Source organism: Streptococcus sp. GS001 (genome assembly GCF_021595565.1).
Taxonomy (GTDB): Bacteria; Bacillota; Bacilli; order Lactobacillales; family Streptococcaceae; genus Streptococcus; species Streptococcus xiaochunlingii.
In genome coordinates, this window is the sequence record NZ_JACSYJ010000001.1 from 251888 (window position 1) to 271615 (window position 19728).

General features: G+C 43.4%; 19 protein-coding genes and 1 pseudogene. 16 read left to right on the plus strand and 4 right to left on the minus strand.

Features of this window, described 5'->3' with window-relative positions; all coding sequences use genetic code 11:
- Positions 1-18: 18 nt before the first annotated feature.
- The 4 genes and pseudogenes from H8S88_RS09920 to H8S88_RS01225 form a co-directional block, all read left to right on the plus strand.
- A pseudogene (locus H8S88_RS09920) lies at positions 19-822 on the plus strand (energy-coupling factor ABC transporter ATP-binding protein); the annotation flags it as partial.
- Complete coding sequence (locus tag H8S88_RS01215) at positions 815-1645, plus strand: energy-coupling factor transporter transmembrane component T family protein (RefSeq protein ID WP_048789509.1); 831 nt, start codon at positions 815-817, stop codon at positions 1643-1645. The pseudogene H8S88_RS09920 and the gene H8S88_RS01215, both read left to right, overlap by 8 nt.
- 4 nt (positions 1646-1649) lie before the next feature.
- Positions 1650-2405, plus strand: a complete 756-nt coding sequence (locus H8S88_RS01220; protein ID WP_048789510.1) for an SDR family oxidoreductase — start codon at positions 1650-1652, stop codon at positions 2403-2405.
- A 72-nt stretch (positions 2406-2477) separates the two neighbouring features.
- Positions 2478-3398: a carbohydrate kinase family protein gene (locus tag H8S88_RS01225; RefSeq protein ID WP_048789511.1), complete on the plus strand. Its 921-nt coding sequence runs from the start codon at positions 2478-2480 to the stop codon at positions 3396-3398.
- A gap of 28 nt (positions 3399-3426) precedes the next feature.
- Here the strand turns inward: H8S88_RS01225 and rsmG are convergent, their stop codons facing one another.
- Positions 3427-4140 (minus strand): 16S rRNA (guanine(527)-N(7))-methyltransferase RsmG, encoded by a 714-nt coding sequence (rsmG, locus tag H8S88_RS01230; RefSeq protein ID WP_048789512.1) that lies wholly within the window; start codon positions 4138-4140, stop codon positions 3427-3429.
- Between the two features lie 71 nt (positions 4141-4211).
- Here rsmG and H8S88_RS01235 point away from each other — a divergent pair, with 71 nt between their 5' ends.
- Together H8S88_RS01235 and htpX are read left to right on the plus strand one after the other, a co-directional pair.
- Positions 4212-4772, plus strand: a complete 561-nt coding sequence (locus H8S88_RS01235; protein ID WP_048789513.1) for a LemA family protein — start codon at positions 4212-4214, stop codon at positions 4770-4772.
- Between the two features lies 1 nt (position 4773).
- Entirely contained in the window at positions 4774-5670 is an 897-nt protein-coding gene (gene htpX / locus H8S88_RS01240; RefSeq protein WP_048716550.1) for a zinc metalloprotease HtpX, read from the plus strand.
- A gap of 299 nt (positions 5671-5969) precedes the next feature.
- Here the strand turns inward: htpX and H8S88_RS01245 are convergent, their stop codons facing one another.
- The 3 genes from H8S88_RS01245 to H8S88_RS01255 form a co-directional block, all read right to left on the minus strand.
- The gene (locus tag H8S88_RS01245) at positions 5970-7187 is read right to left on the minus strand and encodes a transporter (RefSeq protein ID WP_048789514.1); all 1218 of its coding nucleotides are present in this window, start codon (positions 7185-7187) and stop codon (positions 5970-5972) included.
- Entirely contained in the window at positions 7184-7360 is a 177-nt protein-coding gene (locus tag H8S88_RS01250; RefSeq protein WP_185759929.1) for a hypothetical protein, read from the minus strand. Before H8S88_RS01250 ends, H8S88_RS01245 begins: the two co-directional genes overlap by 4 nt.
- A gap of 264 nt (positions 7361-7624) precedes the next feature.
- Positions 7625-8485 carry a helix-turn-helix domain-containing protein gene (locus tag H8S88_RS01255; protein ID WP_061564258.1) on the minus strand — a complete coding sequence of 287 codons (861 nt, stop codon included), beginning with the start codon at positions 8483-8485 and terminating at the stop codon, positions 7625-7627.
- Positions 8486-8691: 206 nt separating this feature from the next.
- Between H8S88_RS01255 and H8S88_RS01260 the strand changes: the two genes are divergently transcribed.
- The 10 genes from H8S88_RS01260 to der all read left to right on the plus strand — a co-directional run bounded on the left by H8S88_RS01260 (position 8692) and on the right by der (position 19725).
- On the plus strand, positions 8692-9234 hold the full coding sequence (locus H8S88_RS01260; protein ID WP_236127842.1) for a YceD family protein: 543 nt from the start codon (positions 8692-8694) through the stop codon (positions 9232-9234).
- 322 nt (positions 9235-9556) lie between these two features.
- Positions 9557-10981 carry an NADP-dependent phosphogluconate dehydrogenase gene (gene gndA / locus H8S88_RS01265; protein ID WP_006151777.1) on the plus strand — a complete coding sequence of 475 codons (1425 nt, stop codon included), beginning with the start codon at positions 9557-9559 and terminating at the stop codon, positions 10979-10981.
- A 9-nt stretch (positions 10982-10990) separates the two neighbouring features.
- Positions 10991-11680, plus strand: a complete 690-nt coding sequence (locus H8S88_RS01270) for a response regulator transcription factor (RefSeq protein ID WP_129822395.1) — start codon at positions 10991-10993, stop codon at positions 11678-11680.
- A 276-nt stretch (positions 11681-11956) separates the two neighbouring features.
- Entirely contained in the window at positions 11957-14146 is a 2190-nt protein-coding gene (locus H8S88_RS01275; RefSeq protein WP_154854190.1) for a PTS transporter subunit IIBC, read from the plus strand.
- A 63-nt stretch (positions 14147-14209) separates the two neighbouring features.
- On the plus strand, positions 14210-15025 hold the full coding sequence (locus tag H8S88_RS01280) for an endonuclease/exonuclease/phosphatase family protein (RefSeq protein WP_129822394.1): 816 nt from the start codon (positions 14210-14212) through the stop codon (positions 15023-15025).
- Between the two features lie 113 nt (positions 15026-15138).
- Positions 15139-15612, plus strand: a complete 474-nt coding sequence (gene nrdR / locus H8S88_RS01285) for a transcriptional regulator NrdR (RefSeq protein ID WP_006595763.1) — start codon at positions 15139-15141, stop codon at positions 15610-15612.
- Positions 15613-16785 (plus strand): DnaD domain protein, encoded by a 1173-nt coding sequence (locus H8S88_RS01290; RefSeq protein ID WP_236127843.1) that lies wholly within the window; start codon positions 15613-15615, stop codon positions 16783-16785.
- Positions 16786-17685, plus strand: a complete 900-nt coding sequence (gene dnaI / locus H8S88_RS01295) for a primosomal protein DnaI (RefSeq protein WP_236127844.1) — start codon at positions 16786-16788, stop codon at positions 17683-17685.
- Positions 17682-18398, plus strand: coding sequence for an NADPH-dependent oxidoreductase (locus tag H8S88_RS01300; RefSeq protein WP_236127845.1), 717 nt, complete (start codon positions 17682-17684; stop codon positions 18396-18398). The genes dnaI and H8S88_RS01300 overlap by 4 nt, the downstream gene beginning before the upstream one ends.
- A gap of 16 nt (positions 18399-18414) precedes the next feature.
- Positions 18415-19725 carry a ribosome biogenesis GTPase Der gene (gene der / locus H8S88_RS01305; protein WP_006595767.1) on the plus strand — a complete coding sequence of 437 codons (1311 nt, stop codon included), beginning with the start codon at positions 18415-18417 and terminating at the stop codon, positions 19723-19725.
- The last annotated feature ends 3 nt before the right edge of the window (positions 19726-19728 follow it).

Genomic DNA, 19728 nt, shown 5'->3' on the forward strand with positions numbered 1-19728 from the left:
GAAAAAGGAGCAGAGGCAGAGACAATCCTAGAACTTGGTCATTTGAACTTTGCCTATCGAGAAAGCCAGCCCATTCTAAAAGATCTTTCTCTAACCATTCCAAAAGGCCAACGGTTGGCTATTGTTGGTAAAAATGGGGCTGGAAAATCAACCCTTGCTAAGGCGATTTGTGGCTTCATCCAGACGGAAGGAACCTATTTCTCAAAGGGAGAGGATATCAAGGGGGATAGTGTCAAGGAGCGGGCAGAGCGCGTGGGCTATGTCCTGCAAAACCCTAACCAGATGATCTCGACCAACATGATTTTTGATGAGGTGGCCCTGGGTCTTCGCTTGAGAAATGTTCCAGAGGACCAGATCGAAAGTCGTGTCCATCAAGCCTTGAAAACCTGTGGTCTCTACGAATTTCGTAAGTGGCCGATCTCTGCTCTGTCTTATGGCCAGAAAAAGCGGGTGACCATTGCCTCTATCCTTGTCTTGGGACCAGATGTTCTGGTCCTCGATGAGCCGACGGCTGGTCAGGACCAACGAAACTATACGGAAATTATGGATTTCCTTGATGAACTCCATCAAAAAGGCCATACCATTGTCATGATTACCCATGATATGCAGCTCATGCTGGATTATTCGGACCGGGCAGTCGTGGTCATGGATGGGCAGGTTTTGGCTGATTTGACACCGGCAGAGCTCTTGACCCAACCAGAAATTTTGAGACGGGCTAATTTGAAAGAAACATCTATTTTCGCCTTGGCAAATCGACTTGGTGTCGATCCTCTTGCCTTGACCCAGTTTTATATGAATCAGAAGGGGGAAGGTCATGAATAATCGCTTAGTCGGCTACCATGCCGGAACCAGTTTTCTGCATCGCCTATCAGGCGCTAGCAAGCTTCTTTTCTTATTGTTGGTATCATTAGCTGCCATGTTGAGTTACGATACTCGCTTATTGTTGGTCATTGGTCTAGGTGCCCTCTCCTTATTTGCAACCTCAGGCATTCGTTTGAAAGACATCTCCTTTGTTCTGAGTTTTGCCTTAGCTTTTGCCCTGCTAAATGTCTTGATGGTCTATCTTTTTGCCCCTCAATATGGGGTAGAAATCTATGGAGCAAAGACAGTTCTTCTAGATGGTTTAGGGGCATATAGTATTACAGCCCAAGAGTTATTTTATCTCTTCAACCTAGCTTTGAAGTATGTGTGTACCATTCCCTTAGCTCTCATTTTCTTGATGACCACCCATCCCAGCCAGTTTGCTTCGAGTCTCAACCAGATTGGGGTGTCCTACAAGATTGCTTACTCAGTGAGCTTGACCTTGCGCTATATTCCAGATGTGCAGGAGGAATACCAGATTATCAAGCTCTCGCAAGAAGCAAGAGGCTTGGAGTTGTCCAAAAAGGCCAACTTTGTCCAACGGGTGAAGGGAAATCTTCAGATGATTTCTCCCTTGATTTTTAGTTCTTTGGAGCGGATTGAAACGATCTCTACAGCCATGGAACTGCGTCGTTTTGGAAAAAATAAAAAACGGACCTGGTACACCTATCAGGAGATGACCACTCGTGATCGCTTGATTATCTTGGGGTCAATCTTCATGGTGATCTTGAGTATCGTCCTGATTTGGGTAAACAAAGGTCGCTTCTATAATCCTTGGAGGTAAGAAAATGGCAGAAACAATTTTAGTAACGGGAGCATCTGCTGGCTTTGGCCAAGCCATTTGTCACCGCTTAGTTGCCGATGGGCATCGCGTGATTGGCGCTGCTAGACGCATTGAAAAACTACAGGCTCTTCAAGAAGAGCTGGGAGAAGCTTTTTATCCCCTTCAAATGGATATGACGGATTTTTCTCAGGTGGATCATGCACTTGCCAGTTTGCCAAAAGCTTGGGAGAGAGTGGATGTTTTGGTCAATAATGCTGGCTTGGCCCTAGGCCTCGCCCCAGCTCATGAAGCAGAGCTTGCAGATTGGTTGACCATGATTCAGACCAATATTATCGGTCTGACCTATTTGACCCGGAAAATCCTCCCCCAAATGGTGGAACGAAATGATGGATATGTCATCAATATGGGATCAACTGCAGGGACGGTGCCTTATCCAGGGGCCAATGTTTATGGTGCTTCCAAGGCCTTCGTTAAACAATTCTCTCTAAACCTACGAGCGGACCTAGCTGGAAAACGAATTCGGGTGACCAATATTGAGCCTGGTCTCTGCGAAGGGACCGAGTTTTCGGAGGTTCGTTTTAAAGGAGATGAAAAACGGGTAGAAGCTCTCTATCGAGATGCCCATGCCATTCAGCCTGAAGACATTGCCAACACTGTGGCTTGGCTCATCCAACAACCCAAGCATGTCAATGTCAACCGCATTGAAATCATGCCGGTTTCCCAAACATTTGGACCGCAACCGATCTATCGGGGTGATTAGTTTTACTAACCAGTACGATCCGGTGCTGGTTATTTTTCCATGTTGAGGATAGAGAATAGGAGGGGGAAAACCATGTCAAAAGCCTTAGTGATTGGTTCAACTGTTTGTGATGTTATGGTCTATCTGGATCGACTACCGAGTCGTGAAGGAGACGCCCATATCCATGAGCAGACTTGGTCACTTGGAGGGTGTGCCTTTAATGTCACTTCAGTGCTTCATGCTTTAGGTCAAAATGTTGATTTCATCTCGCCAGTGGGGACAGGTGTCTACGGGGACTTTGTCAAGGCAGAACTCGAGAGGCTGGGTATCCAGACTCCAATCTCAGTAACCGGAGCAAATGGTTGTTGTTATTGCTTTATTGAGTCGGATGGTGAGAGGTCCTTTTTATCAGATCATGGAGTAGAATATAGTTTTCAGAAGGAATGGCTCCAGTCTCTGGAGCAGGAAAGCTACGATTTTATTTATCTCTGTGGCCTTGAAGTAGAAGAGCCGACTGGATTGGAACTGATTCAATCTGTGTCAAAAATCAAAGGTCAAGTCATCTTTGCACCAGGACCTCGAGGACTCTTGATTCCCGAGGAGCGTTTGGAAGCCATCTATGATCTCCACCCCATTCTCCATGTCAATGAGGCAGAAGCCAAGGCTTTTTCGGCTTGTGAAGAGATTGCTGACGCAGCTAAGAAGCTCTACCAAAGAACGGGGCAGTTAGTCATCGTCACCTTGGGAGAAAAAGGAGCGATCGCATACGATGGTAGGTTCTACGAGGTGGCCGGATTTCCGACAGAAGTCGTTGATACTGTAGGAGCAGGAGATAGTCATCTGGGAGCCTTTATAGTGGCATCTTTGAAAGGGCTAGATGTGGAGAATGCCTTAACTTTTGCCAACCGTTTTGCAAGTATGGTTGTGGCGACCAAGGGAGTTCATTTAGAACGCCATCACTACCATACCCTAGAGCAAGAGTTAAAAAAATTAGTTTATTCAAAAAGAAGCTGACAACTGTCAGCTTCTTTTTAGTATCATCTTATAATGGTCGCTTGTTGGGAATACCTGCTTTTCTTGGGTATTTGTTGGGGGTTTCTTTTTTCTTTTCTACAAGAGTGATATAGCGTGGATCCCCATTTGGTAATTCATATTGTAGATTGTCTTCAACCTTACTAAATAGCAGATTGAGGGCATTTTTGGCTTCTTCCAATTCTTCTGGAGCATTGCTGGCCTTGAGAGCGAGGAGACGTCCCCCTACTTTCAGGTAAGGGATGGTCAGTTCAGAGAGAACCTGCATGCGGGCAACCGCGCGGGCAGTTACGATATCAAATTGGGCACGAAAGGCCTTGTCTTGTGCAAAGTCCTCAGCTCGTCCATGGTAGAAATGTACTCCGCTCAAGCCCAACTCTTCAGCCAGCAAGTGAAGGAAATTGATTCGCTTATTGAGGGAATCAATGATGGTCACATCTAGCTCAGGGAATAGGATCTTCATTGGTAGGCTGGGAAAGCCAGCACCAGCTCCGATATCCAAGAGACGGATGGGTTGATTTTCGATCAAACCTTGTAAAATGGGAGCGATAGAATCATAAAAATGCTTGAGATAGACTTCGTCTTTTTCTGTGATGGCAGTGAGATTAATTTTCTCATTCCATTCCACGAGGAGCTCGAAATAGCGTTCGTATTGCTCTTTTTGTCGATTAGTTAATGGGAAGCCAAGGTCGGCTAAACGGACATAAAATTCTTCTGGTTTCATAAGATAATTTTACCACAAAATAAGGGAAATTTGATATACTGGTACTAAAGAAATGAAAGGAATTCAATAAAATGATTTGGATTATTCTTGGGGTCCTTGTGGTCCTCGCATTTTTAATTGTTGGAGTTTACAACGGTTTGGTGAAAAGCCGCATGCAGACTCGTGAAGCTTGGAGTCAAATTGATGTACAATTGAAACGTCGGAATGACTTGATTCCAAACTTGATCGAAACCGTTAAAGGCTATGCCAAGTACGAAGGAGATACACTAGCAAAAGTGACTCAACTTCGCCAACAAGTAGCGCAAGCTTCTTCACCTGCAGAAGCCATGGCAGCAAGTGATGCTCTTTCACGTCAAGTGGCAGGTATCTTTGCGGTGGCTGAAAACTACCCAGACTTGAAAGCCAACACCAACTTTATGCAATTGCAAGAAGAATTGACTAACACAGAAAACAAAATTTCTTATGCTCGTCAATTGTACAACAGTGTCACAAGCAACTACAATGTCAAGTTGGAAACTTTCCCAACAAATGTGATTGCTGGAATGTTTGGCTTCAAACAAGCCGAGTTCCTTCAAGTGCCTGAAGAAGAAAAAGCAGTACCAAAGGTGGACTTTAGCGGATTAGGAGACTAATATGCTCTTTGACCAAATTGCAAGCAATAAAAGGAGAACCTGGATTCTCCTTATTGCTTTTTTCATACTCTTGGCTCTCATCGGAGCAGCCGTTGGCTACCTCTGGTTAGGCTCCTCACTTGGTGGCGTCATCCTAGCTTTGATTATTGGTGGGATTTATGCCTTTAGCATGATTTTCCAATCAACCGAGGTCGTCATGCGGATGAACGGAGCGCGTGAGGTGACCGAAGAGCAAGCCCCTCAACTCTACCATATTGTCCAAGATATGGCTATGGTAGCTCAAATCCCTATGCCTCGAGTTTATATTGTAGATGATCCTTCGATGAATGCATTTGCGACAGGATCCAATCCTCAAAATGCTGCTGTTGCAGCAACGACAGGTCTTCTAGCTGTGATGAACCGTGAGGAATTGGAGGGAGTCATCGGACACGAAGTCAGCCATATTCGCAATTACGATATCCGCATCTCCACGATTGCGGTTGCCCTTGCTAGTGCCATCACCATGCTCTCTAGTATTGGTGGCCGTATGATGTGGTGGGGCGGTGGCCGTAGACGGGATGATGATCGCGAAGGGGGCAGTGGTTTAGAAATTATTATTCTGATCCTTTCCTTGATTGCTATCGTTTTAGCGCCATTAGCGGCGACTTTGGTTCAGTTAGCCATTTCTCGTCAACGGGAGTTCCTAGCGGATGCCTCCAGTGTTGAATTAACACGGAATCCTCAAGGGATGATTAATGCTCTTTTGAAGCTGGATAACAGTGTGCCTATGCAACGAGAAGTTGATAGTGCAAGTAGTGCTCTCTTTATCAACGATCCTAAAAAAGAATCCGGCTTTCAAAAGCTCTTTTATACCCACCCACCCATTGCTGAGCGGGTTGAAAGATTAAGAAATATGTAAAAAAATCCACCAAACAGTGGATTCAGATTGAAGACACAATCATCTTAGAACCTTTCCTTGGGTGAGTACGGACGTCAGCGAACTTCTATGAAGTTCCATGACTTAGTTTTGGACCTAAGGTTCCAAAACTCCCGAGTGCTAGAAACAACCTTGTTTCTAGCACTTTTCTCACGGCGGAAAGTTTCAGTAGATGATTGAATAACTCTAAAGAATAAAAAGTATTTATCTTTATAGAAGTTAATAGAATTGTATAAAAGATAATTTTGTCTTTAAGCTCAATCCACCCAATGGTGGGTTTTTTATTTAGTTGTTAAGAGGAGGGTAGTGAAACCAAGGATAGCAAAGATCCCCCAAGCTAGGGGAAGGCTCCAGATAGCTAGACTAGAAAAGAGAGCTGTCCCAAGTGGCATGGCAAAGCTGACCATCAGTCCCAAAAAGCTAGAGGTAGAAGCTAATTTTTCAGCGGGTAATTTACTCATTAAAAGACTGGAAACTTTTGGGTTGATTTTTGCAACAAGATAGCCAAGGAAAGTGATGAGTAGAAGGGAAAGGAAATCCCAGTGCACCAGAATATTTGTGAGCCCAAGCATAGTCAGCCCACCTGCTATCCACAGGAGGATATGGTGGAGGGTTTGCTTGGAAAAATAATCGTGGGGTGTCAGACTAGCCCAGACCATGCTTAAAATAGTCACAGCTTCTAAGATCAAGAGGGATTGGCTAAAGTTCAACTGAAAGAAGGTGGAGTGAAGCAGTTGCAGATTGTAGATGCCAGAGATGGACCCCCCTAGGGCATTTATGAGAACCAATGAGAAGAGCAACTTGCCAAAGTGGTGGATCTCCTCATCTGCAAAAATACTTTTGGAGTTCTGGTACATCTCTTGGCATTCGTGTACCAAAGAATTCTTATTTTGGGGCTCAATGACGGGGTCATGTGTCAGCTGCTTTTTTCTCATCAGGAGACAAGTGGAAGACAGGAGAAAAGTCACTGCATTGATCGAAGCGACCAGGGCGAAATGTTGATGGCTGATAGCTAGCAGCCAAACCCCTAGGGCCTGTCCAGAAATCGAGCAGACCATACTAAGTAGTTGATTGAAGGAGTAGGCCTCCATCAAATCCTCGCTAGAGATGTTCTTTTTCATGATGGGGAGTTGCAAGCCTCCGCGATAATCACTCAAACAATCTGAAACAATGTTTAAGAAGCAAACAATCGAAAAGGCTAGGTAACCCGGAATCTTGGTCATGAGAGCAATAAGGATGAAGAGGATGGCTTGGAGAAAGCCGATGCGGATCAACCAGTTAGCTTTTTTCTTCGTATGGTCAGCCTTCATCCCAACAAAAATGCTAAAGAGGCTAGGAATAAACACAATGAGATTGGCAATGCCAACTGCCAGACTCGGTTGCGGCATGCTGGCAGCAAAGACCACAAAGACCAGATTGTAGATGGCAGCACCAAGGGTATTCAAAAAGCGAGAAAGACTGAGTAAGGCAAAAATTTTATTACGAGCTAAGAGTTTCATAAACCTTCCCCCTTCGTGTGAACAGTTGCTAGGACTTGTTTGATGGATCGAACAATCTGTTTAAAGACCTCCAATTTCTCCTCTTCAGAGAGAAGAAGTTTCTGATCTTTTAGGTAGACGCTGGTATGCTTGAGAAACAAATGAAGGAAGTATCTTTTTAGTTTGGTCATCATGGAAGGAACCTTCTTTCTTTGCTTGATGGTTCTATTGTAGACCTCAAAAACAAGAAAATCAAAATGTTGCATATTTTCAACAAAAAGAGGCTGGGACAAAAGTCCTAGCCTCTCAATTGTCTTTGGATTGTCGAGCAAGACGCAGTGGTTGAGTGGGCTCTACTACGCTGATTTCATCAGCTTTTACAGCCCTACTCAACTGTGCGGAGGTGGGACGACGAAATCGAATTCTAACGAATTACCGATTTCTGTCCCACTCTCTTTTCAGGATTCCTTGATAAGTTCTTGCATACCCTGTTTGTAGTAGTTGGCACTAACCTTGCAATCAAGGATGGATAGAACCTGAATGGCCTGCTCCATCTTTTCTAGACCAGCTTCTTTTTCTCCCTTTCGATAAAGAAGTTCCCCTTTGGCATAGAGATAAACCGTCCGAAGGTAGGCTTCGTTTTCAGAGTAAAAGTGGTCCTTGATCAGCTGATCAAAATAGGTTGCATCTTCAAATTCTTTTGAACTAATGGCCAGAAAAAAACCATTGAGAAAAATAGAGTTGAGGGCAGGCAGAGAAGAGTCTAGGAGAAGCTTGAAGTCCTCCCGTTGGACCAATTCCTCTGTGTATTGTCGATAGAGCTGACTAGAGAAAAGAGGAGAGGTCAGTGAAAATAGGCTTAACTCAAAATTTCCCCAGATCATGACAGAGAAGAGATAGTCATAGAGGAAATCTAGTTCCTCTTGGCTAGCGGCCAACTCTACCTCAGGATAGTTGCCAAGCATTTGGGCCTTGAGAATAATACTGGCTAATAAGTCTTCTTTTTTGTGATCTTTCTGATAGGCTAGCTGGTAGCTTTGGTACAAGGCTTGATCATGTTCCAAGCTCATGTTTTCATAGTGCTCTTTCAACAATTTGGGAATAAAGGAGTGCTGATCGATCCCTGCTAGATGGGAAAACTCACTGAGGCTGGTTTTGATTTGTTGAAGGGCCTGAAAAAACCGTTGCGTCGTCAGGTCATTTTCCCCTCTTTCAAATCGAGACAGCATAGAGCGCGAAAATTCGCCACCCGTAGCCTCCTCTAAAGAGATGTGGCGACTTTCACGTATTTGCCGAAAAACTGCTCCGATTTCTTTCATGACTTCTCCTCTATCTAACATTGATCAATGCCCTAGCAAGTGACCATCTTTTGTTCAAGAGATGTGGGACCATTGTGTACAACACCAATTTGCCTAGTCTCTGTATCTTTTTCATGATTATAACAAATTTTTGAGGAGACATCTTGGTTGAAGGGACAGCTTCATGATATACTAGTAGTATCTAGAAGATTTGAGGACAATATAGAATGAATTTATTTACACAAGAAATCCGTAAAAATCCTGAAGGACTAGCATTTGCTCAAGAGTTGGATTTGTTAAAAGAATTGCAAAAGCGTAATCCAGAAATTCTTGATTTGAAGAATGTGACAGCGACAGGTCGAGTAGCTCATGATACAGGTCTTTATGTCTTGGATTACCAGTTGAACTACACCATCGTTTTGGCATCTAGTCGAAGCATGGAACCTGTTGAACTCCAAGAAAGCTATCCTGTAACAGAAGTATTTGCTGAGGACGTACAGTCTGACGCAGATATCGAGGCCCTAGAGGAAGACTTGATCCTTCCAATCGAAGGTGGGAAGATTGATCTGAGTGAGAGTGTGGCGGATAATATCCTGCTCAATATTCCCCTCAAGGTTCTCACTCCAGAAGAGGAGGCTGGACAAGGGTTTATCGAAGGCAATGATTGGAAAATCCTATCCGAAGAAGAATACCAAGCCGCTCAAGCGATTAAGAAAGAAGAAAATAGCCCCTTTGCTGGCCTTCAAGGATTATTTGACGGAGAAGAATAATGTTTGATAGGAGCCTTCCTAAAGGAAAGCGAAAGTAGGGGTGGGGAGCAAAAATTAGCTAGCATAGCGGGGAGCTAGTCGAAGTTAGAAACGGTGTCTGTCTACAAATAGCGAATTATGGAAGCTAATGAATGAATGTCTAAAACCGATGACTAGAATCTATTAGAAAGTGTCTGAGGACTGTAACTCAGGCACTTTTTATTTTTTGCTTCAAAGTAGATAGGAGCTATCTTTCTACATGAAGGGGCAGGGGATGATTTTCTACTTTCATTTGATGTCAAAAAATGGTAGAATATAGGCAAACTATAAAGAGGAGTGTCACATGACAAAAGCAAACTTTGGTGTTGTTGGTATGGCCGTAATGGGTCGTAACCTTGCCCTTAATATTGAATCTCGTGGATACACAGTTGCTATCTATAACCGTAGTAAAGAAAAAACAGAAGATGTTGTTGCTTGCCATCCTGAAAAGAACTTTGTACCAAGCTATGATATCGAAAGCTTCGTAAACTCAATCGAAAAACCACGTCGGATCATGCTCATGGTTCAAGCAGGACCTGGTACAGATGCGACCATCCAAGCCCTTCTTCCACATTTGGACAAAGGCGATATCTTGATCGACGGAGGAAATACGTTCTACAAAGATACAATCCGTCGTAATGAAGAGTTGGCGAACTCTGGTATCAACTTCATCGGTACAGGTGTTTCTGGTGGTGAAAAGGGTGCCCTTGAAGGTCCTTCTATCATGCCTGGTGGACAAAAAGAAGCTTATGAATTGGTAGCTGATGTTCTTGAAGAAATCTCTGCAAAAGCACCAGAAGATGGTAAACCATGTGTGACTTACATCGGTCCTGATGGAGCTGGTCATTATGTGAAAATGGTCCATAATGGTATCGAGTATGGGGATATGCAATTGATCGCTGAAAGCTATGACTTGATGCAACACTTGCTTGGCCTTTCTGCTCAAGACATGGCTGAAATCTTCACTGAGTGGAACAAGGGTGAATTGGACAGCTACTTGATCGAAATCACTGCGGATATCCTTGGACGCAAAGACGACGAAGGTCAAGATGGCCCAATCGTTGACTACATCTTGGATGCTGCAGGAAATAAAGGAACTGGTAAATGGACTAGCCAATCAGCGCTTGACCTTGGTGTGCCATTGTCACTCATTACGGAGTCAGTATTTGCCCGTTACATCTCTACATACAAAGAAGAACGTGTACACGCTAGCAAGGTGCTTCCAAAACCAGCTGCTTTCAAATTTGAAGGTGATAAGGCTGAGTTGATCGAAAAGATCCGTCAAGCCCTTTACTTCTCAAAAATCATTTCATACGCACAAGGTTTTGCACAATTGCGTGTTGCATCTAAAGAAAACAACTGGAACTTGCCATTTGCAGACATCGCTTCTATCTGGCGTGATGGCTGTATCATCCGTTCTCGTTTCTTGCAAAAGATCACGGATGCATACAACCGTGATGCAGACCTTGCTAACCTTCTTTTGGATGAGTACTTCTTGGATGTCACTGCTAAGTATCAACAATCTGTTCGTGATATCGTAGCTCTTGCTGTTCAAGCTGGTGTGCCAGTCCCAACCTTCTCAGCAGCTATCACTTACTTTGATAGCTACCGTTCAGCGGATCTTCCAGCGAACTTGATCCAGGCACAACGTGACTACTTCGGTGCTCACACATACCAACGTAAGGATAAAGAAGGTACCTTCCACTATTCTTGGTACGACGAAAAATAATTGTAGGTTATGACAAAGCGGATATTACTAGTAGAAAATGAAAAGAATTTAGCGCGCTTTATTGATTTAGAACTTCAGAAAGCAGGCTATGTAGTTGATTTGGTAGAACAAGGGGAACTCGCCTTGAAACTCCTGCAAGCTACAGAATATGATTTAATTCTTCTCAATTACGAACTAGAAGATATGAGTGGGGAAGAGTTTGCCCAGCGTCTGAGCAAGATTCGTCCTGCAGCAGTCTTGATTGTCTTGGATAGTCGTGAGAAAATTTCAGAGCATATGGAGAGTATCCAACGATTTGCAGTATCTTATGTCATCAAACCATTCGTGATCAGTGATTTGGTTGAGAAAATCATCGCTATTTTTAGAGGTCGTGATTTTATTGACCAACATTGTAATCAGATGAAAGCTCCTACTTCCTATCGAAATTTGCGTATTGATGTCGAGAATCATATGGTGTATCGGGGAGAAGAAGTGATTGACCTGACACGTCGAGAATATGACCTGTTAGCGACTTTGATGGGAAGCAAACATGTCCTTAGTCGGGAGCAACTCTTAGAGCGGGTGTGGAAATATGAGAGTACAGCAGAAACCAATATCGTTGATGTCTATATTCGCTATCTTCGTGGGAAAATAGATCTTCCAGGACAAAAGAGCTATATCAAAACTGTCCGAGGTGTCGGCTACCAAATGCAAGAATAACAACAATCCCTTTGATGAGAAATCTCAAAGGGATTTTTTTGTTTGTCAAAAAGGAAGAAAGAAAAATTTTTTAAAAAAATTTTTTTAAAATCTTGTGAAAGAAGCAAACGTTTGCCTGGATTACAGTATTTCCAAGGCCTTTGTATATAATGTTTGTGAATTAAAAATTTACATGTAAGGGCTTTACAAAAAGAAAAAAAGTGGTATAATAGTAAGTGAAATATGCAAACGTTTTCTCGTATTGCGGGCATTTCAATTTTATAAGGAGGTCGAATGATGAATAAACAATCATTCAAAAGTCTATTAAGCTTTGAATTTTGGCAAAAATTCGGTAAAGCGTTGATGGTGGTCATTGCAGTTATGCCGGCGGCAGGTCTGATGATCAGTCTTGGTAAAACCATTGCAATGATTAATCCAGAACTTGGTTTCTTGGTAACTACCGGTGGTGTTCTTGAACAGATCGGTTGGGGGGTTATCGGAAACCTCCACATCCTCTTTGCTCTCGCTATCGGTGGTAGCTGGGCGAAAGAACGTGCGGGTGGGGCCTTTGCAGCAGGTCTATCCTTTATCCTGATTAACCGGATCACTGGTGTGATGTTCGGTGTAACAGGAGATATGCTGAAAGATCCAGAAGCGAAGGTGAAAACACTTCTTGGTGGATCTATCAAGGTTGCTGATTACTTCACGAGTGTGTTAGAATCACCTGCCTTGAATATGGGAGTTTTCGTTGGGATTATTGCCGGTTTTGTAGGGGCAACAGCCTTTAACAAATACTACAACTACCGCAAGTTACCAGATGCCCTATCATTCTTTAACGGGAAACGCTTTGTTCCATTTGTCGTTATCCTTCGTTCTGCAATTGTGGCTCTTATCTTGTCATTCTTATGGCCAGTAGTCCAAACAGGAATTAACAACTTTGGTATTTGGATTGCTAACTCAAAAGAGACTGCTCCAATCTTAGCACCATTTGCTTTCGGTACCTTGGAACGTCTCTTGCTTCCATTTGGTCTTCACCACATGTTGACTATCCCAATCAACTATACTCAATTGGGTGGTACTTATGAAGTGTTAACTGGTGCAGCAAAAGGCACTCAAGTATTTGGTCAAGATCCACTTTGGTTGGCTTGGATTACAGACTTAGGAAATACAAAAGTTTCTGACCCTGCTACTTACCAACACTTGTTGGATACTGTCACACCTGCTCGTTTCAAAGTGGGACAAATGATCGGTTCATTCGGTATCTTGATGGGGGTTGCCCTTGCCATTTACCGTAATGTAGACCCTGATAAGAAACACAAATACAAAGGGATGATGATTGCGACTGCTCTTGCAACCTTCCTCACAGGGGTTACAGAACCAATCGAGTACATGTTTATGTTCGTAGCAATGCCTCTTTACCTCGTTTATGCAGTGGTACAAGGTGCAGCCTTCGCGATGGCAGATATCGTCAATCTCCGTGTCCATTCATTTGGATCAATTGAGTTCTTGACTCGTACACCAATGACCATTAAAGCTGGTATTGGTATGGATATCATTAATTTCATCTGGGTAACTGTACTTTTTGCAGTGATCATGTACTTCATTGCAAACTTCATGATCCAGAAATTTAACTACGCAACTCCTGGACGTAATGGAAACTACGAACAAGCTGAGGGTGGTGCAGAAGAGTCTGAAACTTCAGGTTCAAGTAAAGTGGCTGCTGCTTCTCAAGCGGTTAACATCATTAACCTTCTTGGTGGTCGTGCCAATATCGTCGATGTAGATGCATGTATGACTCGTCTTCGTGTTACTGTTAAAGACGAAACTAAAGTCGGAACAGAAGAACAATGGAAGGCTGAAGGAGCAATGGGACTTGTCATGAAAGGACAAGGTGTCCAAGCGATTTACGGTCCAAAAGCGGACGTCTTGAAATCAGATATCCAAGATTTGTTAGACTCAGGTGAAGTGATTCCTGAAACTCTTCCAAGTCAAAAGACAGCGGTTCAACAAGCAGAAGTTGCCTTTAAAGGGGTGACGGAAGAAGTTCACTCAGTTGCTGAAGGACAAGTCATTGAATTAGAAAAAGTTCAAGATCCAGTCTTCTCACAAAAAATGATGGGTGACGGATTTGCAGTTGAACCAGCAAATGGTCAGATTGTTTCACCAGTAGCTGGTAAGGTGACAAGCGTCTTCCCTACCAAACATGCGCTTGGTTTGGTAACAGAATCTGGTCTTGAAGTCCTCGTTCATATCGGTCTTGATACTGTAAGTTTGGAAGGTAAACCTTTCACAGTGAAGGTAGAAGAAGGCCAAACAGTGGCAGCGGGAGACCTATTGGTAGAAGCAGATTTGGATGCTATTCGTGAAGCTGGACGTGCAACTTCAACAGTTGTAGTCTTCACAAATGGTGCAGCAATTAAATCTGTTACTCTTACACAAACTGGTCAACTTCCAGCAGATGCTGTGGTTGCTAAGGTTGAATTATAATCTATGAGAGTTATTCCTTGTATCTATTGGATACAGGGAATTCTCTATTAGGAGAGTAGGATCATGAAATTTTTAACTTTAAACACTCATAGTTGGATGGAAGAAAATCCCCAACAAAAATTTGAGGACTTATTAAAAGACATTCTTGAAAAGCAATACGACTTGATTTGTTTCCAAGAAATTAATCAGACCATCGAAAGTCCAGTTGTTCCTGTTAATGACTTGTACCATCCAACTCCTTCTTCGGAGCCGATCCATCAGGATCACTATGTTCGTTGTTTAGTTGAAAAATTAGAAGAAGAAGGATTGAGCTACCACTGGACCTGGGCTTATAACCATATCGGCTATGACCGTTATCATGAAGGTGTGGCGATTCTATCGCGTACCCCAATCCAGGCAAGCGAACTCTTGGTTTCAGATGTGAATGATCCAACAGATTATCATACACGACGGATTGCCATTGCAGAAACCCAAGTTGATGGGAAAGACATTGCTGTTGCCAGTGTTCACCTCTCTTGGTGGGACAAAGGCTTCCAGCAAGAGTGGGCGCGTTTAGAAGAACGCTTTAGCCAATTGCAAAAGCCTTTGATTTTAGCTGGGGACTTTAATAATCCAGCTGGGCAAGAAGGTTATGAAGCCATTTTAGCGAGCCCGCTAGCTCTTCAAGATAGCTTTATTGAAGCTCGCCAGACCAAGGGGACTTACACTGTAGGTCCTGGAATTGATGGATGGGATGATAATCAAGTACCCTTGCGGATTGATTATATTTTCACCTCAAAAGAATGGGTTATCGAACGGCTAGAAGTTGTGTTTGATGGTTCTAGTCAGCCTCTCGTCAGCGACCATTATGGTTTGTCAGCTGACTTGTATTTACCATAATATTCAAATCCCTATCCCTCCAGGAGGCTAGGGATTTTCTTTATTTCCCTTGCTTTCACTTTAGCCCTAAATATGATAGAATAAAGTATTAAGAAACGATAAGGAGGGTGTCCATGCGGTGTCCAAAATGTGGCGGAAATAAGTCTAGTGTTGTAGATAGTCGCCAGGCAGAAGATGGAAAAACGATTCGTAGAAGAAGAGAATGTGATGAATGTCATCATCGCTTCACCACTTATGAACGAGTAGAAGAGCGGACTCTTGTTGTGGTGAAAAAAGATGGCACCCGGGAACAGTTTTCTAGAGATAAAATATTTAATGGGATTATTCGATCTGCTCAGAAACGTCCCGTGTCGAGTGACGAAATTGAGGAAATTGTGGGGCGAATCGAACAAAAGATTCGTAGTCAGAGTGAAAATGAGATCCAGAGTGACTATATCGGATCACTTGTCATGGACGAGTTAGCAGAATTGGACGAAATTACCTATGTTCGATTTGCGAGTGTCTATCGTAGTTTCAAGGATGTTGGTGAATTGGAAAGTCTCTTAAAGCAGATTACCAAAGGAACGAAGAAGAAAAAGGAAAAATAGATGAAGCCCAATACTTCATTTTCTTTCTTGAAGAATAATTATTTAGCGCCTACAGGAGCCTCTTTCACGCATCTGTATGGACCAATATTAGGTGTTCAAGCAAGTCAATTATATACTTTTCTGCTGAGTCTCTATGATCAGGGGAAAGAAAAACGGCTGATTGCTGTTGTTTTAAATCATTTGGATCTAGGTTTCGCTCATTTTCTCGAAAGTCTAGACCGTTTGATTGCCATGAATTTACTAGAGGTTTTTGAGACAGATGAAGGAATTCAGTTCCGATTTTTGGCTCCGCTAGAAGCAGATCAATTTTTCGCCAATGTTGCTTATCAGAAGTTGCTGGAGAAAAAAATAGGAGAAGCAGCAGTTCGTGACTTGCTTCCTGAAAAACCAGAGGGAGAGAAACGGAAGGTGAACTTTGCCTCTATTTTTGGGATTGATGGTGTTTCGACCCCTCAGAGGAAAGTATCTTCCTTCAGTTTAGAGCACTTTAAACAATTAATGGTACGGGATGGCCTTCGTTTTGAGAACGAACAAGAGGACCTCTTAGTTCTTTATGCCATCACCGAAGAGAAGAATTGGACTTGGTACGAGACCTATCTGTTGGCCAAGGAGACAGCGGTTAATTTGGTCATTTCGACCAAACGGATGAGACAAAAACTGACCCAAGAGCCACAAGAAAAAGGTAAGGATGAGTTCACTCCGCAGGAAAGGGCCATTATCCGGGAAGCTAAAAATAAGACCAGTCGTCAATTTTTAGCAGGAATAAAAAAAGCGCGTAAGGCTGTTGTGACCCAATCAGAACGCCAAGTAATTTCTGACTTGGCCCAGTTAGGCCTATTAGATGAAGTCATAAACGTGATCTTGTTGTTGACCTTTAATAAGGTTGCTTCTGCTAATCTCAATGAAAAATATGCCTTAAAAGTTGGGAATGATTTTGCGTATGAGGGAATTAAAACGGCTGAAGAGGCTGTCCTGAAGATCCGCCAGCGCCAAGACTCCCATACACAAAAAGCAAAAGAGAAAGCAACTAAGAGTGGACAAGCGACTGGAAAAACCAATGTTCCTAAGTGGAGTCAGCCTAACTATACCAATCAGACCAGCCAGGAAGAACAGGCTAATCTAGAACAACAAAAACGAGCCTTGCTCGATAAATTAAATCAAGGAGGGGAGTAAATGGAGAGCGTAGGGAAAACCATGTCCCAGATGAATCGATCACAGCAGTTCAATTATGAAGAATTGGTAGCTCAAATTCTCGCCGAACCTGAGATTGCAAGCTTTATTCAAAAGGAAGCCTTGTCGGAAGCAGAAATCCGTCGTAGCATTTCAAAATTTAACCAATACATCAGTGAACGAAATCGCTTTGTCCTCGGGGATGAAGATTATATTGCAAGAGGGTATAAGCCTGTATTGGTCATGAATGAAGGCTATGCGGATGTTTCCTATGAAGAGACACCTGAGTTGATTGAGGCACAAAAACAAGCTGCTATCAATAAACGCTTGCAGCTGATCAACTTGCCAAGCACCTTGAGGGAAGCTTCCTTAGCGAAAGTTGACTTGGATGATCGGGGACGTTTTGGAGCCTTTGAAGAGTTGGCCAATTTTGTTGCTTCCTATCCTCAAGCCCGTAAAGGAATTTTTCTATACGGAGATTTCGGAGTTGGGAAAAGCTATATGATGGCAGCTCTTGCTCATGACTTGTCTGAAAAACGGCAAGCATCTTCAACTCTCTTGCATTTCCCAAGCTTTGTTATCGATGTCAAAAATGCCATTAATACAGGGCAAGTAAAAGAGATGTTGGATCAGGTCAAGAAGGCTGAAATCTTGATTCTTGATGATATTGGGGCAGAGCAAATGTCGCCTTGGGTCCGGGATGAAGTCTTGCAAGTGATTTTGCAACATCGGATGCAGGAGATTCTTCCAACCTTCTTTACTTCGAATTTCAACTTTGAAGATTTAGAACGTCATTTTGCTACATCACGGAATGGAGATGAGACTTGGCAAGCCAAACGTGTCATGGAGCGAATTAAGTTCCTTGCTAAAGAAGTCCGCCTAGAGGGAGAAAATCGCCGATGAATACTATAATTGATTTGATGAAATCTCATTCCTCTGTCCGTCGCTTTAAGGAGGAGGACATCAAAGAGGAAGACCTTCAAGCAATCCTAACAGCAGGACAGATGGCTTCCTCTTGGAAGAACTTCCAGTCTTATTCCATTATCTTAGTGAGAAGCCAGGAAAAGAAAGAGGGGCTCTATCAATTCGTCCCTCAGGAGGCAATTCGTCAATGCTCTGTTTTCTTACTGTTTGTAGGAGATCTCAACCGAGCTGAAAAAGGGGTTCGGATGCATACGGATCAATTCCATCCAGAAGGACCAGATAATTTATTGATTACTTCTGTAGATGCGGCCTTGGCAGGTCAGAATACCTTGCTGGCTGCTGAAAGTCTAGGCTACGGAGGAGTCATTATTGGTTTGGTTCGGTATGAAGCGGCTGAAGTGGCGAAACTATTTAACTTACCAGACTACACCTATCCTGTCTTTGGGATGGCTTTAGGAGTGCCAAATCAGAACCATCCTGTGAAGCCCCGCCTTCCTTTGGAAGCTGTTGTCTTCGAAGAAAGTTACCAGGAGCAGACTCCTGAAGTGATTGAAGCCTTTGATCGAGTACAGACTGCCTATGCTGGAGCACGGGCAACGGATACTTGGAGCCAACGCTTGGCTGCCCAATTTGGACAGGAAGAACCAGCTGCTACGGCAGAATTATTAAAGAAACACCAACTAGAAAAATAAGAGAAAAGAGGACACCATGGCTTTACCTACTGTTGCCATTGTAGGACGTCCAAATGTCGGGAAATCAACGCTCTTTAACCGGATTGCCGGTGAGCGGATTTCCATTGTCGAGGATGTCGAAGGGGTTACTCGGGACCGTATTTATGCAACGGCTGAGTGGCTCAACCACCAATTTAGTATTATTGATACTGGCGGGATTGATGACGTGGACGCACCTTTCATGGAGCAAATCAAGCACCAAGCGGAGATTGCCATGGATGAAGCAGACGTCATTGTCTTTGTCGTATCTGGAAAAGAAGGGATTACCGATGCAGATGAGTATGTCGCTCGGATGCTCTACAAGACCCACAAACCAGTCATATTAGCGGTCAATAAAGTGGATAATCCAGAGATGCGAACTGACATCTATGATTTCTACGCTCTTGGTCTAGGCGAACCCTTGCCAGTGTCATCTGTGCACGGGATTGGTACAGGGGATGTCTTGGATGCTATTGTTGAAAACCTTCCGACGGATCGTGAACCAGAAAATCCAGATGTCATCAAGTTCAGCTTGATTGGTCGCCCAAATGTCGGAAAATCTAGTCTGATCAATGCCATCCTTGGGGAAGACCGCGTCATTGCCAGTCCTGTAGCAGGAACTACGCGAGATGCGATTGACACCCATTTCACGGATGCAGAAGGCCAAGAGTACACCATGATTGATACAGCCGGAATGCGAAAATCTGGTAAGGTCTATGAAAATACAGAGAAATATTCTGTCATGAGGGCTATGAGGGCTATCGATCGCTCGGATGTGGTCTTGATGGTCTTGAACGCAGAAGAAGGAATCCGCGAGTACGATAAGCGGATTGCCGGATTTGCCCATGAAGCTGGAAAAGGGATGATCATCGTGGTCAATAAGTGGGATACCCTTGAAAAGGATAACCACACCATGAAGCAATGGGAAGATGATATTCGAGATCAATTCCAATACTTATCTTATGCACCTATTATCTTTGTCTCTGCTTTGACCAAGCAACGCTTGCACAAGCTACCAGATATGATCAAGCAGATCAGTGAGAGCCAAAATACACGGATTCCTTCAGCTGTCTTGAACGATGTCATCATGGATGCCATTGCCATTAATCCGACACCGACAGATAAAGGAAAACGTCTAAAAATCTTCTATGCGACTCAGGTTGCTACCAAGCCACCAACCTTTGTGGTCTTTGTCAATGAAGAAGAGCTCATGCACTTCTCTTATCTTCGTTTCTTGGAAAATCAAATTCGGAAAGCCTTTGTCTTTGAAGGAACCCCAATCCATTTGATTGCTCGGAAACGGAAGTAGGTA